Origin of the sequence: Micromonospora sp. WMMD1082 (assembly GCF_029626175.1) — a bacterium.
Classification (GTDB): domain Bacteria; phylum Actinomycetota; class Actinomycetes; order Mycobacteriales; family Micromonosporaceae; genus Micromonospora.
Map to the genome: position 1 here is coordinate 6,356,900 of NZ_JARUBM010000002.1, position 13,790 is coordinate 6,370,689.

General features: G+C 72.1%; 12 protein-coding genes. 7 read left to right on the top strand and 5 right to left on the bottom strand.

The window, feature by feature from the left end; all coding sequences use genetic code 11:
• Positions 1–69: 69 nt before the first annotated feature.
• Complete coding sequence (locus O7615_RS29435; RefSeq protein WP_278181041.1) at positions 70–342, top strand: hypothetical protein; 273 nt, start codon at positions 70–72, stop codon at positions 340–342.
• A 1-nt stretch (position 343) separates the two neighbouring features.
• Here O7615_RS29435 and O7615_RS29440 read toward each other — a convergent pair whose 3' ends face one another.
• Together O7615_RS29440 and O7615_RS29445 are read right to left on the bottom strand one after the other, a co-directional pair.
• Positions 344–658: a DUF2470 domain-containing protein gene (locus O7615_RS29440; protein WP_278181042.1), complete on the bottom strand. Its 315-nt coding sequence runs from the start codon at positions 656–658 to the stop codon at positions 344–346.
• Positions 655–1,296, bottom strand: coding sequence for a biliverdin-producing heme oxygenase (locus O7615_RS29445; protein ID WP_278181043.1), 642 nt, complete (start codon positions 1,294–1,296; stop codon positions 655–657). Before O7615_RS29445 ends, O7615_RS29440 begins: the two co-directional genes overlap by 4 nt.
• Positions 1,297–1,521: 225 nt before the next feature.
• Here O7615_RS29445 and O7615_RS29450 point away from each other — a divergent pair, with 225 nt between their 5' ends.
• From O7615_RS29450 to sthA, 4 genes are all read left to right on the top strand, one after another.
• On the top strand, positions 1,522–1,914 hold the full coding sequence (locus tag O7615_RS29450; RefSeq protein WP_278181045.1) for an SCO5389 family protein: 393 nt from the start codon (positions 1,522–1,524) through the stop codon (positions 1,912–1,914).
• A complete protein-coding gene (locus tag O7615_RS29455) occupies positions 1,904–3,049 on the top strand; it encodes an LLM class flavin-dependent oxidoreductase (protein WP_278181046.1) in 1,146 nt (381 codons plus the stop codon). The genes O7615_RS29450 and O7615_RS29455 overlap by 11 nt, the downstream gene beginning before the upstream one ends.
• Before the next feature lie 21 nt (positions 3,050–3,070).
• Complete coding sequence (locus O7615_RS29460) at positions 3,071–4,057, top strand: ATP-binding protein (RefSeq protein ID WP_278181047.1); 987 nt, start codon at positions 3,071–3,073, stop codon at positions 4,055–4,057.
• A gap of 112 nt (positions 4,058–4,169) precedes the next feature.
• A complete protein-coding gene (sthA, locus tag O7615_RS29465) occupies positions 4,170–5,573 on the top strand; it encodes a Si-specific NAD(P)(+) transhydrogenase (protein ID WP_278181048.1) in 1,404 nt (467 codons plus the stop codon).
• Between the two features lie 47 nt (positions 5,574–5,620).
• Here the strand turns inward: sthA and aceB are convergent, their stop codons facing one another.
• Entirely contained in the window at positions 5,621–7,231 is a 1,611-nt protein-coding gene (gene aceB / locus O7615_RS29470; protein WP_278181049.1) for a malate synthase A, read from the bottom strand.
• Positions 7,228–8,499: an isocitrate lyase gene (gene aceA / locus O7615_RS29475; RefSeq protein ID WP_278181050.1), complete on the bottom strand. Its 1,272-nt coding sequence runs from the start codon at positions 8,497–8,499 to the stop codon at positions 7,228–7,230. Before aceA ends, aceB begins: the two co-directional genes overlap by 4 nt.
• 217 nt (positions 8,500–8,716) lie before the next feature.
• Here aceA and O7615_RS29480 point away from each other — a divergent pair, with 217 nt between their 5' ends.
• Positions 8,717–10,111, top strand: a complete 1,395-nt coding sequence (locus tag O7615_RS29480) for a short-chain fatty acyl-CoA regulator family protein (protein ID WP_278181051.1) — start codon at positions 8,717–8,719, stop codon at positions 10,109–10,111.
• Here O7615_RS29480 and O7615_RS29485 read toward each other — a convergent pair.
• The gene (locus O7615_RS29485; RefSeq protein ID WP_278181052.1) at positions 10,086–11,114 is read right to left on the bottom strand and encodes a LacI family DNA-binding transcriptional regulator; all 1,029 of its coding nucleotides are present in this window, start codon (positions 11,112–11,114) and stop codon (positions 10,086–10,088) included. The genes O7615_RS29480 and O7615_RS29485 overlap by 26 nt on opposite strands.
• 241 nt (positions 11,115–11,355) lie before the next feature.
• Between O7615_RS29485 and O7615_RS29490 the strand changes: the two genes are divergently transcribed.
• Entirely contained in the window at positions 11,356–13,704 is a 2,349-nt protein-coding gene (locus O7615_RS29490; protein WP_278181053.1) for an AbfB domain-containing protein, read from the top strand.
• The last annotated feature ends 86 nt before the right edge of the window (positions 13,705–13,790 follow it).

A 13,790-nucleotide genomic window follows, 5' to 3' on the forward strand; every position in this document is an offset into this window, starting at 1 on the left:
GGCGAGCAGCCGGCCGCCATCATCAGTTGATGCTCCGGGCCGACCCGCACCAAGGCTCACGATGCCTCCGTGGCGACGACCGGCCGTCGGGGGGTGCCCCTCACCCTGCCGGCCCGGTCCGTCGTGCGCGCGGTGGTGCCCCCGGGGTACGGCGTGGTCCGTGCCGGGCACGACCTGTTCGCCTGGCTGCGCCGGCAGCACCTGCGTCCCGCCGGTCCGACCACGGAGGACCATCTGGTCGACGGCGACGACGCGACCGCCACGGTGCTGGAGATTCCGGTCCGGCTCGCGGCGTCGATCCGCCACCGCCCGCTGCCGGGGTCCACCGCCGGGCCGGGCTGAGTCAGCTCGCGTCGGGGCGCGGGGCGATGCCCAGCGCCGCGCACGCCTCCCGGTACATCCGGGCCGCCTCGGCACGGATCTGCCGCCGCTCGACGAGCCGGGCGGAGAACGGCACCCGCACGGCGACGGGCGCCCCCTGCACGGTGGCCACGAAGTCCATCCCGTCGGCGTCCATGCCGGACATGACCGCCGCCGTGGCGCCCGGTTGGCCGCCCAGTCCCTGGCAGATCACCCGGCAGTCGTCGGCGTGGTCGGTGTTCATGTGCCGCATCACCGCCGCGACCACCTCCGGCGTGAACGGGGTCGTGTCCGTCACGCCGCACTTCCCTGGACCACGGCCCGACCCAGCTCGTCCAGCATGTCGGTGTTCAGCCGGTACGCCCAGGAGACCTCGTCCAGGAAGCGCTGCCGCTCCACCTCGTCCCACGGCGCGGTGTCGAGCAGGTCCCGGTAGTGCTGCTTGAAGGCGCGCGGATCCAGCCCGGGGAAGAGGAAGAACCCGACGCCGTCGGAGTCGAAGCCGAAGGTCCGGCGCAGCGCCCGCACCATCACCTGACCGCCCGAGAGGTCTCCCAGGTAACGGGTGTAGTGGTGGGCGACGAAGCCCGCCGGCCAGGTGAAGGCCACCTCCCGGAGGCGGGCCTGGTACTGCTGGGTGGCGGGGCCGGGCGTGATCCGGGCGGCCCAGTCCGGGCCGCACAGGAACGCCAGGTCGGCGGCGATGCGGGGCAGCCGGCGCAGCTCGTCGACGACGAAGGGCCCGGCGACCGGGTCGTCCCGCATCGCCTCGGCGGCCTCCTCCAGGGTCTGGTACACGACGTGCAGCTGCTCGAGGAGGGCGGCGTAACCGGCGCGGTCCAGCCGGCCCGCCAGCAGCGCGTCGAAGTACGTCACGCTCTGCGCGGCCCGATGGTCCGCCCTGGTCAATTCCCGCACCTGCGCCGCAAACCCCATGTGACCTCCTGTTAGGTAAGCCTAACCTATCATGATCGTCAAGCGCTGGGGAGACACCGAAAGTGCCAGCGTATGCCCCCGTTCGGGCCGCCGCGCACAGTGGAGCGCGCGCCGCCCCGGCGACCCCCGGCGCGACGGCGTGGCGGCATTGACACCGCCGACGGTGACGTGATGTGCTCACCCGGTCGCGGCAATGACAACCGTAATCATTATCTGAGGAGAAGCATGTCTCTCACCGTGCCGCCGGACCTGCTGCGGGCCGCCGAATCCGGGTCCGTCGACGACGAGGCGTTCGTGGCCTGCGTCCGCGAGTCGCTGCCGTACGCCTGGCAGACCGTCAGCCGGGTCGCCTCGGAGCTGGCCTCCTCCGGCGCCGAGTTCGCCGACAACGAGCTGCCCCCGCCCAGCGAGGCCGACCGGGGGCAGCTGCTGCGCGCGCTGGCCAGCGACGCCATCCGGTCCAGCCTGGAGCGCCACTTCGGCGTGAAGCTGGCGTTCCAGAACTGCCACCGGGTCGCCGCGTTCCGGCCGTCGGCCGTCGACTCCGACACCTACCGCCGGTTTATCTCGATCCGGGGCCAGCTGCTCAACCAGTCCCCCGAACTGCGTGACTGCTGATCCGACCGGGGCCCGGCGGGCCGGTCGGGGCGTACGCACGCACCTGTTCCTGCTCGCCGGGCAGCGCCCCGGCGACACCCATGCCGAGGCACTGGCGAGCGCCCACCGCTACGGCCGGGCGGCGGAGGCCGCCGGGTTCGACGGGGTGTGGATCGCCGAGCACCACTTCATCCCCTACGGGGTCTGCCCCTCCGCGATCGCCTTCGCCGCGCACCTGCTCGGCGCCACCCGCGGCATCGAGGTCGGCACCGCCGCCTGCATCCTGTCGAACCGCCATCCGGTCGCGCTCGGCGAGGAGGCGGCGCTGCTGCACGAGTTGTCCGGCGGCCGGTTCCGGCTCGGTGTCGGCCGTGGCGGGCCCTGGGTCGACCTGGAGGTCTTCGGCACCGGGCCGGACCGCTTCCACGAGGGGTTCCCCGACGCGCTGGAGCTGCTGACCCGGTGGCTGTCCGGGGCGGCGGCGGTGCACGGCAACGGGCGCTTCCCGTTCCGGCCGGTCCGGGTGGTGCCGCGCCCGCGCGGGCGGCTGCCCGTCTGGGTCGCCGCGACCACGCCCGCCACGGTCGACCTCGCCGCCCGCCACGGCCTGCCGTTGCTGCTCGGCCTGCACGCCGACCTGGCCGAGAAGGCGGAGCTGCTCGACCGCTACGCGCGGGTGGCCGATGCGCACGGCCACGACCTCGCCGGCATCGGTCACGCCAGCGCGCATGTCGCGCACGTCGCGGCGACCGACGAGGAGGCGGCGCGGGCCGTCCGCGCCGGGCTTCCGCCGCTGCTGGCCGGCACCCGGGAGTACGTCCGGCTGGACGGCGCGCCGGCCGGGCAGCGGGATCCGGCCGGCTACGTGGACCGGCTGATCGACATCCACCCGGTGGGCTCACCCCACCGCTGCCGGGACGCGGTCGCGCGGGCGGCGGCGCTGCCGGGCGTACGGCATCTGCTGTTCATGGTGGAGGCGGCCGGCGGGCCGGAGCACGGCCTGGCCACCATCGCCCGGCTGGCCACGGAGGTGCTCGACCTCGCCGCGGCCGTACCGCACCCGGCGGACGAGCCGGTGGCGGCGGATCGGGCGGGTTCGGCGTCGGGCGCCGGCGCCACCGGCTACCATGCCACTCATGGAAACGGTTACCGTTAGCAATTGGATGGTGGGGCGCCGATGAAGACCGCCTTCGTGGGAAAGGGCGGCAGCGGGAAGACCACCCTCGCCGCGCTCTACGCCCGCCATCTCGCCGCCGAGGGCCGGCCCGTGCTGGCCGTCGACGCCGACATCAACCAGCACCTCGCCGTCGCCCTCGGCGGCCCGGCGCACGCCGCCACCCCGATGCGGCCGCTGGGCGAGCACCTGCCGGCGATCAAGGAGTACCTGCGCGGCGACAACCCGCGCATCGGCTCGGCCGCCGAGATGGTGAAGACCACCCCACCGGGGCGGGGTTCCCGGCTGCTGCGGGTGGTGGAGGAGAACCCGGTCTACGCGGCCTGCGTCGGCACCGTCGGCGGGGTGCGGATGGCGGCGACCGGCGAGTTCAGCGCCGCCGACCTCGGCGTGGCCTGCTATCACTCCAAGGTGGGCGCGGTCGAGCTGCTGCTCAACCACATGCTCGACGGGCCCGGCGAGTACGTGGTGGTGGACATGACCGCCGGGGCCGACTCGTTCGCCTCGGGGCTGTTCACCCGCTTCGACCGCACCTTCCTGGTCTGCGAGCCGACGGTGCGCAGCGTCGGCGTCTACCGCCAGTACGCCGGCTACGCCCGCGACTACGGGGTGGCCCTGTCGGTGATCGGCAACAAGGTCGAGGACGCCACCGACGTGGAGTTCCTCCGTGAGCACGTCGGCGCCGACCTGCTGACCTGGTTCGGCCGGTCGGCGTACGTGCGGCGGGCCGAGCGCGGCACGGTCGGGCCGCTGCACGACCTGGAGGAGGAGAACCGGGCCGTGCTGCGGCGACTGGCCGACGCCGTCGACGGCACCACCCAGGACTGGCCGGCGTTCACCCGGTGGGCCCACGAGTTCCACCGGCGCAACGCCGAGGCCTGGGCCAACGACCGCACCGGCGTCGACCTCGCGGCGCAGATCGACCCGGAGTTCCAGCTCGGCGACGCCGTTGCCGGCCAGGTCCCTCGTCGTCACGCCCTGTCGGGCTGAGCACGCTCGGCCGGCCCCGCGCCCGGCGCCATTGTTCCGGTGCGGTTAACGGTCTGTCCCGCATGGACGCCAGCTCTGGCGCGGACCGCGACATCTTGCGACGCTAGTGATCGTGTATGACTACGACCTGTTGGTGCTGGGTTCCGGACCCAGCGGGCAGAAGGCCGCGATCGCCGCCGCGAAGCTGGGCCGGCGGGTCGGCCTGGTGGAGCGGCGCGACATGATCGGCGGCGTCTGCATCAACACCGGCACGGTGCCGTCCAAGACCCTGCGCGAGGCCGTGCTCTATCTGACCGGCCTGAGTCAACGGGACCTCTACGGCAGCAGTTACCGGGTCAAGGAGGAGATCACGGTCAGCGACCTGGCCGCCCGGACCCAGCACGTGATCAACCGGCAGGTCGACGTCATCCGTAACCAGCTGGCCCGCAACCGGGTCGCGGTGATCACCGGTACCGGACGCTTCGCCGACGCGCACTCGGTCTGGGTCGACGGTGGCTCCGGGCGCGAGTCCAGGGTCACCTTCGACAAGGCCGTCATCGCCGCGGGCACCCGACCGGCCCGCCCGGACAGCGTCGACTTCGACGACCGGACGATCGTGGACTCCGACGGCGTCATCAACCTCCAGTCCGTGCCCCGCAGCATGGTGGTGGTCGGCGCCGGCGTGATCGGGATGGAGTACGCCTCGATGTTCGCCGCGCTCGGCACGAAGGTCACCGTGGTCGAGCGTCGGGAGAAGATGCTCGACTTCTGCGACGAGGAGGTCGTCGAGTCGCTCCGGTACCACCTGCGCGACCTGTCCGTGACGTTCCGCTTCGGCGAGGAGGTCGCCGCGGTGGAGAAGCACCAGACCGCCGCGCTGTGCATCCTCAAGAGCGGCAAGAAGATCGTCGCGGACACCGTCATGTACTCCGCCGGCCGGCAGGGCCAGACCGACGGGCTGGACCTGCCGGCGGCCGGGCTCGCGGCCGACCGGCGCGGCCGCATCGAGGTCGACGCGAACTTCCGCACCACGGTGGAGAACATCTACGCGGTCGGTGACGTGATCGGCTTTCCGGCGCTGGCGTCGACCTCGATGGAGCAGGGGCGGCTGGCCGCGCAGCACGCCTGCGGCGAACCGGCCCGCGCCATGCACCAGCTCCAGCCGATCGGCATCTACACGATCCCCGAGATCAGCTTCGTCGGAAAGACCGAGGAGGAGCTGACCGACAGCGCGACGCCGTTCGAGGTGGGCATCGCCCGCTACCGCGAGCTGGCGCGCGGCCAGATCGTCGGCGACTCGTACGGGATGTTGAAGCTGCTCGTCTCGCCGGAGGACGGCCGGCTGCTCGGCGTGCACGTCTTCGGCACCGGCGCCACCGAGATCGTCCACATCGGGCAGACGGTGATGGGCTGCGGCGGCACGGTCGACTACCTGGTCGACACCGTGTTCAACTACCCGACCCTCGCCGAGGCGTACAAGGTGGCCGCCCTGGACGCCTCCAACAAGATCCGCAACATCACCCGGATCGACGGCTGACCGCCGGGCCGGGGACGCGTGCCCCGGCCCGGCGCGGTGGCCGCCGCTCAGCCGCCCACCGGGGACGGCTCCCGCACCGGGCCCAGGTGCCGGGCGTACGCGCGGGTGGTGAAGAACGCCGGCAGTTCCTCGCCCAGCGCGGTCTCCTCGACGATCCGCGCGGCCTGCTCGGCCCGTTCCCGGTCGGCGCCCTCGCGCCCCCCGGTCAGCGCGGTCAGCTCATCGGCCAGGATCGACCGGACCAGTTCCTCGGTGACGCACCCCCCGCCGGCCAGCGGTGTACCGTGGTGCAGCCACTGCCAGACCTGGCAGCGGGCGATCTCGGCGGTGGCCGCGTCCTCCATCAGGTTCCACAGGGCCACCGCGCCGGCGCCACCGAGCCACGCGTCGAGGTAGCGCAGCGCCACCGCGACGTTGGCGCGCACCCCCGCCTCGGTGACCTGCCCCGGGGTCTTGTCCACCGAGAGCAGGTCGGCGGCGGTGACCGCCACGTCGTCGCGCTGCCGGTCGAGCTGGTGCGGCCGGTCCCCCAGCACCGCGTCGAAGACCTCCCGACAGGTCGGCACCAGGCCGGGGTGGGCGACCCACGAGCCGTCGAAGCCGTCGCCGGCCTCCCGCTGCTTGTCCGCCCGCACCTTGGCCAGCGCGACCTCGTTGACCTCCGGGTCCCGGCTGGGCACGAAGGCGGCCATCCCGCCGATCGCGTGCGCGCCGCGCCGGTGGCAGGTGCGCACCAGCAGTTCGGTGTACGCGCGCATGAACGGCACGGTCATCGTCACCTCGGCGCGGTCCGGCAGGACGAAGTCCGGCCACTGCCCGAAGTTCTTGATCACGCTGAAGATGTAGTCCCAGCGGCCGGCGTTGAGCCCCGCCGAGTGCTCCCGCAGCTCGTAGAGGATCTCCTCCATCTCGAACGCCGCGGTGATCGTCTCGATCAGGGTGGTCGCCCGGATGGTGCCCTGCGGCAGGCGCAGGTAGTGCTGGGCGAAGACGAAGATGTCGTTCCACAGCCGCGCCTCGCGGTGGTCCTCCAGCTTCGGTAGGTAGAAGTACGGCCCGGCGCCGGCCGCGAGTTGCCGCCGGGCGCAGTGGAAGAGGTAGAGCCCGAAGTCGACCAGGCTGGCCGAGATCGGCCGCCCGTCCACCACGATCCCCTTCTCCACCAGGTGCCAGCCGCGCGGCCGGACCACGATGGTGGCGAGGTCGTCGCCGAGGGCGTACCGCTTGCCGCGCGGGTCGGTGAAGTCGATCCGCCGGTCCAGGGCGTCCATCAGGTTGAGCTGGCCGCCGATGACGTTGTGCCAGGTCGGCGCGGTGGCGTCCTCGAAGTCGGCGAGCCACACCTTGGCGCCGGAGTTCAGCGCGTTGACGGTCATCTTGCGGTCCGGCGGTCCGGTGATCTCGACCCGCCGGTCCTCCAGGCCGGGGGCGAGCGGCGCCACCCGCCAGGTCGGGTCGGCGCGGACGCCGGCGGTCTCCGGCAGGAAGTCGGGGAACTGGCCGGTGGCGAACCGGTCCCGGCGGGCCCGGCGGGTGTCCAGCAGGGCCACCCGCCGGGCGGCGAACTCGCTGTCCAGCGTGACCAGGAACTCCAGCGCGTCGGGCGTGAGCACCTCGTCGAACCGCTCCGCCATCGGGCCGATGATCTCGTGTCTCATGCGAACTGCTCCTCTTCCGTGGAGCCGCGCAGGGCGGTGGTCTCGGCGGCCGGGTTGAGCACGGTGCTGATCAGGTCGAAGTAGCCGGTGCCGACCTCGCGCTGGTGCTTGACCGCGGTGTAGCCGGCCGCCTCGGCCGCGAACTCCCGCTCCTGGAGGGAGACGTAGGCGGGCATGCCGTCGGTGGCGTAGCCACGGGCCAGGTCGAACATCGAGTAGTTCAGCGCGTGGAAGCCGGCCAGCGTGATGAACTGGAACTTGTAGCCCATGTGGCCCAGCTCCCGCTGGAACTTGGCGATGGTCGCGTCGTCCAGGTGCTTGCGCCAGTTGAACGACGGCGAGCAGTTGTAGGCGAGCAGCTGGTCCGGGTACTCCTCCTTGATGGCCTCGGCGAAGCGGCGGGCCACCTCCAGGTCCGGCGTGCTGGTCTCCATCCAGAGCAGGTCGGCGTGCGGGGCGTAGGCCAGGCCCCGGGCGATGCACGGCTCGACGCCGTTGCGGACCCGGTAGAAACCCTCGGCCGTGCGCTCGCCGGTGACGAAGGGCTGGTCCCGCTCGTCGACGTCGGTGGTGAGCAGCGTGGCGGCCTGGGCGTCGGTGCGGGCCACGACCACCGTCGGCACGCCCGCCACGTCGGCGGCGAGCCGGGCCGCCTCCAGGGTGCGGATGTGCTGACCGGTGGGGATGAGCACCTTCCCGCCGAGGTGGCCGCACTTCTTCTCGGAGGCGAGCTGGTCCTCCCAGTGCACGCCCGCCGCGCCGGCCGCGATCATCCCGCTCATCAGCTCGTACGCGTTGAGCACCCCGCCGAAGCCGGCCTCGGCGTCGGCGACGATGGGTGCCAGCCAGTCGATCCCCGAGGTGTCCCCCTCGGCGGTGGTGATCTGGGCGGCGCGCAGCAGGGCGTTGTTGATCCGACGCACCACGGCGGGCACCGAGTTGGCCGGGTAGAGGCTCTGGTCGGGGTAGGTGTGGCCGGCCAGGTTCGCGTCCGCGGCCACCTGCCAGCCGGAGAGGTAGATCGCCTTGAGCCCGGCCCGGACCATCTGCACCGCCTGGTTGCCGGTGAGCGCGCCGAGGGCATGGATGTAGTCCTCGCTGTTCAGCAGCCGCCACAGCCGGTTCGCCCCGTGGCGGGCCAGGGTGTGCTCCTCCTGGATCGCGCCGCGCAGCCGCACCACGTCCTCGGCGCGGTAGCTGCGTTGCACTCCCCGCCAGCGGGGGTTGGTGTCCCATTCGTGGCGCAACTGCTCGACCGCGGTAACCATCGTCGCTCATTCCCTTCGGATTTCGTCGGCACCCGGTGGCGCTGCGTAAACGCCGGTCCACCGGTGTGCAGCCCACGGTCACACGCGCTGCCGAGCGGGGTCGAGAGACGGAAAAGGCCAATTATTGAAAAGTCAACCGGCGCTTTTGCGAAGTTGTGAAAGCACCCATTCGCAGCAGTGCTAATGTGACCGGATCCGTTACCGGGGAGCCAGGGAGGTGAGAGCGATCGCCAAGACCTTCGCCGGGGGCCGGCTGCGCCGGATGCGCGAGGAGCGGGGGCTCAGCCAGACGGAGCTGGCCCGGCACCTCAGCATCTCCCCGAGCTATCTCAACCAGATCGAGCACGACAGCCGGCCGCTGACGGTCCCGGTGCTGCTGCGCATCACCGAGCTGTTCGGCGTCGATCCGACCGTGTTCGCCGCGCACGACACCCCGCGCCTGGTCACCGGCCTGCGCGAGGCGCTGCCCGGCCGCGCCGGCCTGGCCGAGCTGACCGAGCTGGCCACCCGGCTGCCGGAGGTCGCCGCGGCGGTCATCGAGCTGCACCGCCGCTACCAGCAGGCCGACGAGCAGCTCGCCGAGCTGGTCGGCGACCGCGAGCGGGTCGGCCGCAGCCCGCACGACCAGGTCACCGAGTTCTTCTACCGGCGGCAGAACTACGTACCGGACCTGGACGAGGAGGCCGAGCGGCTGTCCGCACGGATGGGACTGCGCCGCGGCGAGGTCCGGACCCTGCTGCGCGACCGGCTGGCCCAGCGGCACGGCGTACGCGTCCGGCGCGAGGATGCCGCGGCGCTCGGCGGGGAGCTGCACCGTTACCGCCCGCAGACCCGCACCCTGCACCTGTCCACGTCGCTGCGCGGCGGGCAGGAGGCGATGCGGATGGCCGCGCAGATCGCGCTGCTGGAGTTCGCCGACGTCATCGACGAGATCGTGGAATCGGAAGAGTTCGACGACGTGCAGACCCAGATCCTCACCCGGGTCGGCCTGGCCAACTACTTCGCGGCGGCGCTGATCCTGCCGTACGAACACTTCCTGGCCGCCGCGGAGCAGCATCGCTACGATATCGACCTGCTCACCCAGCACTACGCGATGGGCTGGGAGACGGTCTGCCACCGGCTCAGCACGCTCCAGCGTCCCCGGGCGCGCGGGGTGCCGTTCTCGTTCGTCCGGGTCGACCGGGCCGGCAACATGTCGAAACGCCAGTCGGCCACCGGCTTCCCGTTCTCCCGCACCGGCGGCACCTGTCCACTCTGGACGGTGTACGAGGCGTTCGGCGCGCCGGGTCGGGTGGTGACCCAGGTGGCCGCGATGCCGGACGGGCAGCGCTACCTGTGGATCGCCCGCACCATCACCCGCCACCACGGCGGCTACGGCCAACCGGGCAAGGCGTACGCGATCGGGCTGGGCTGCGAGGTGCGGCACGCTTCCCGGCTGGTCTACTCCACCGGGATGGACCTGCACGCGGCCGAGGCCGCGACGCCGATCGGGCCGGGCTGCAAGACCTGCGAGCGGATGACCTGCCCGCAGCGGGCCGCCCCGCCGATCAGCCGGCAGCTGGACGTGGACGAGAACCGCAGCACCTTCATCCCGTACCCGCTGCGGACCTGAACCCGGTGCTCTCCCGCGTGACGAGCCGGAACGGCGTGGCCGGGGTGAGCGGCCCGGCCACCTGCGCGCCCTCGATGCGGGCGATCAGCCGGCGCACGGCCAGGTGGGCGATCTGCTCCTTGTCCGGGGCGATGGTGGTCAGGGTGGGCGTGCCGAACCGGCTCTCCTCGATGTCGTCGATGCCGACCACGGCGACCTCCCCCGGCACGTCACGGCCGGCTTCCCGCGCCGCGCGCACCGCGCCGATCGCGATCAGGTCGTTGTAGCCGAACACCGCGTCGGGTGGTTCGTCGAGGTCCAGCAGGTCGCGCATGGCGCGTACGCCGTCGCGCCGGCCGAACCGCGCGGTGACCGCGACCAGTTCCGGCCGGTACGGCAGTCCCGCCTCGGTCAACGCCTCCCGGTAGCCGCGCAACCGGAGGTGCGCGGCCTGGCTCTCGTCGCCGAGGCGGGCACCGATGAAGGCGACCCGCCGGCGCCCCAGCGCCAGCAGGTGCCGGACCGCCAGGCGGCTGGCGGCGACGTTGTCGATGGCGATGTGGTCGTACGGGACGTCGTGGACCCCCTCGCCGATCAGCACCAACGGGGTGTCGCTGGTCCGGGCCAGCACCTCGTCGCGACCGATGCGCACCGGGCTGAAGACGAGCCCGTCGATGACGTGCCGCTGGGCTCCGTTGAGCAGCGACAGCTCGGCGTCGTACGCGCCGGCGGTGTTCTCCATCACCAGCGTGTAACCGAGGCTGCCGGCCTCCCGGATGGCGATCTCGGCCAGCTCCGCGAAGTACGGATTGGTCAACTCCGGGATGGCCAGGGCGATCAGCCCGGTCCGGCCGCGCCGCAGGTGCCGGGCGCTCAGGTTGGGCGTGTAACCCAACTCGTCGATGGCCCGCTGCACCCGCTGCCGGGTCCGCTCGCCCACCGGGCGGTACCCGTTGACCACGTTGGAGACCGTGGCCAGCGAGACCCCGGCCCGCTCGGCGATGTCCTTCAGACTCACGCCCACCGGCCGCTCTCCCCTCCACCGGCATCGACGACCCATTATTGACGACCGCCGGACGGGCCTCTATAACGTTATAGAGGCGCTCATGGATGTCGATGAGATCGCGCGCCACCGACAGGATCCCGCCGACACCGTCCCGGCGTGAGCGCCTGCCCGGGATCGGCCGACCCGGCCGGCCGTCCACCACCGCAGTCGCGTCGGCACACCATCCCGCTCGCGACCGTCCGTCCACATCGGAGACGGCATGACACGTCACGTACGCATCCGCATCCTGTCCCCGCTGGCCGCCCTGATCGTGCTGGCCGGCCTGCTCGCCCCGGTCTCCACCGCCCAGGCGGTGCCGCCCGGAACGCCGCCGCTGAGCACCCCCTGGACCGATCAGGCGCTCACCGGCACGCCGCTGCCGGAATACCCACGACCGCAGATGACCCGGCCCGACTGGCTCAACCTCAACGGCGAGTGGCAGCTGCGCCAGTCCACGACCAACGACGCCCCGCAGTTCGGTACCGACCTGCCGGAACGGATCAACGTGCCGTTCCCGGTGGAGAGCGCCCTGTCCGGCGTGCAGCGTGCGGCGAACGACAACCGTCACTACCTGTTCTACCGGCGCACCTTCACCCTGCCCGCCGGCTGGTCCGGCCGCCGCACCCTGCTGCACTTCGGTGCGGTCGACTGGCAGGCGACGGTCTGGGTCAACGGCGCCCAGGTCGGCGGGCACAGCGGCGGCTACGACGCGTTCAGCTTCGACATCACCGGCCACCTCAACGGCGGCACCAACGAACTCGTCGTCAAGGTCTGGGACCCCACCGACAGCCGGCAGAACGGCAGCCTCCCGCCGATCGGCAAACAGACCAAGACCCCGAACGGCATCTTCTACACCCCGGTCTCCGGCATCTGGCAGACCGTCTGGCTGGAACCGGTCCCGACCGCCTCGATCAGCCGCGTCGACACCTACCCGAACCTCGCCGGCAACAACCTACGGGTACGCGTACACACCCGCGGCGACGCCGGTGGGCACAGCGTGCTCGCCGAGGCGCTCGACGGCGCCACCGTGGTCGGCTCCGCGACCGGCGGCCTCACCGAGTTCAGCGTGCCGGTGCCCAACGCCCGCCGCTGGACGCCCGACGACCCGTTCCTCTACACCCTGCGGGTGACGCTGCGCAACGCCGGCGGCGCCCAGGTGGACCGGACCACGCACTACTTCGGCATGCGGGAGATCACCACCGCGATGGTCGGCGGGGTGCGGCGTCCCCTGCTCAACGGCCAGTTCGTCTTCCAGGCCGGCACCCTGGACCAGGGCTACTGGCCGGACGGCCTCTACACCGCGCCCACCGACGCCGCGCTCGCCTTCGACCTGCAGAAGCACAAGGACCTCGGGTTCAACATGGTCCGCAAACACATCAAGGTCGAACCGCAGCGCTGGTTCTACCACGCCGACCGCCTCGGCCTGCTGGTCTGGCAGGACATCCCCTCGCTGACCGCGCAGGACGTCGACCCCACCGACGCGCAGCAGGCCCAGTTCGAGCTGGAGGCGCGGGAGATCGTCGACGAACATCGCAGCAGCCCGTCCGTGATCGCCTACACCGTCTACAACGAGGGGTGGGGCGAGCGGGCGCTCGCCGACACCCGACGGGTGGGGCAGAACGTCAAGAACCAGGACCCGACCCGGCTGGTGAACACGCACAGCGGCTACAACTGCTGCCAGTCGCTCGGCGACCCGGGCAACGGGGACATCGACGACTGGCACGTCTATCTGGGACCCGCCTCCCCCGCGCCGTCGGCCTCCCGGATCGCCGTGCTCGGCGAGTTCGGCGGCCTGGGACTGCGTGCGCCCGGCCACGAGTACAGCCCGAGCGGCGGCTTCTTCGCCTACGAGTGGCAGCCCAACTCGACCGCGCTGACCGACCGGTACGTGGGGCTGGTCCAGGGCACCCAGAACCTGATGATCGGCACCGGTCTCAGCGCCTCCGTCTACACCGAGATAACCGACCTGGAGGGCGAGCTGAACGGCTTCCTCACCTACGACCGGCGGGTGGTCAAGATGGACCAGGCCCGGGTCCGGGCGGCGAACCAGGCGCTGATCAACGCGTCCCGGTCGATCAGCCCCGGCCAGCCGGTCGCCCTGCCGCTGAACGCCCGACGGTCGCTGCAAGTGACCACGCCGGGCCACACCCAGCGGTACCTGCGGCACCAGAACAGCCTGGCCTACACGGAGGTGGTCACCGCGAGCAGCCCGGTCCTGCTCAGGCAGGACGCCACCTATACGATCCGCGCCGGCCTGGCGGACCCGTCCTGCTACTCCTTCGAGTCGGTGAACTTCCCCGGCCAGTTCCTGCGCCACGCCGACTCCCGGGTCCGCAACTCCCCCAACGACGGCTCGGCACTGATGCGCGCCGACGCCACCTGGTGCGCCCGCACCGGGCTGACCGGCAGCGGCGTGTCGCTGGAGTCGTACAACTACCGGGGTTCCTTCCTGCGCCATTACGACTCGGAGGTCTGGCTGAGCAACGGCGCCGGTGGCGCCGCGTACCGCACGCCCGCGCTCTGGGCGGCCGACAGCACCTGGAACATCGCGGCCCCCTGGGCGCCCTGACGACCGCGCCCTGACGACGCCCGGACCGGCCGCGCCCGCGCCGGTCCGGGCCCGGCCGGCCGGCCGTGACACAGACGGGGTCCATG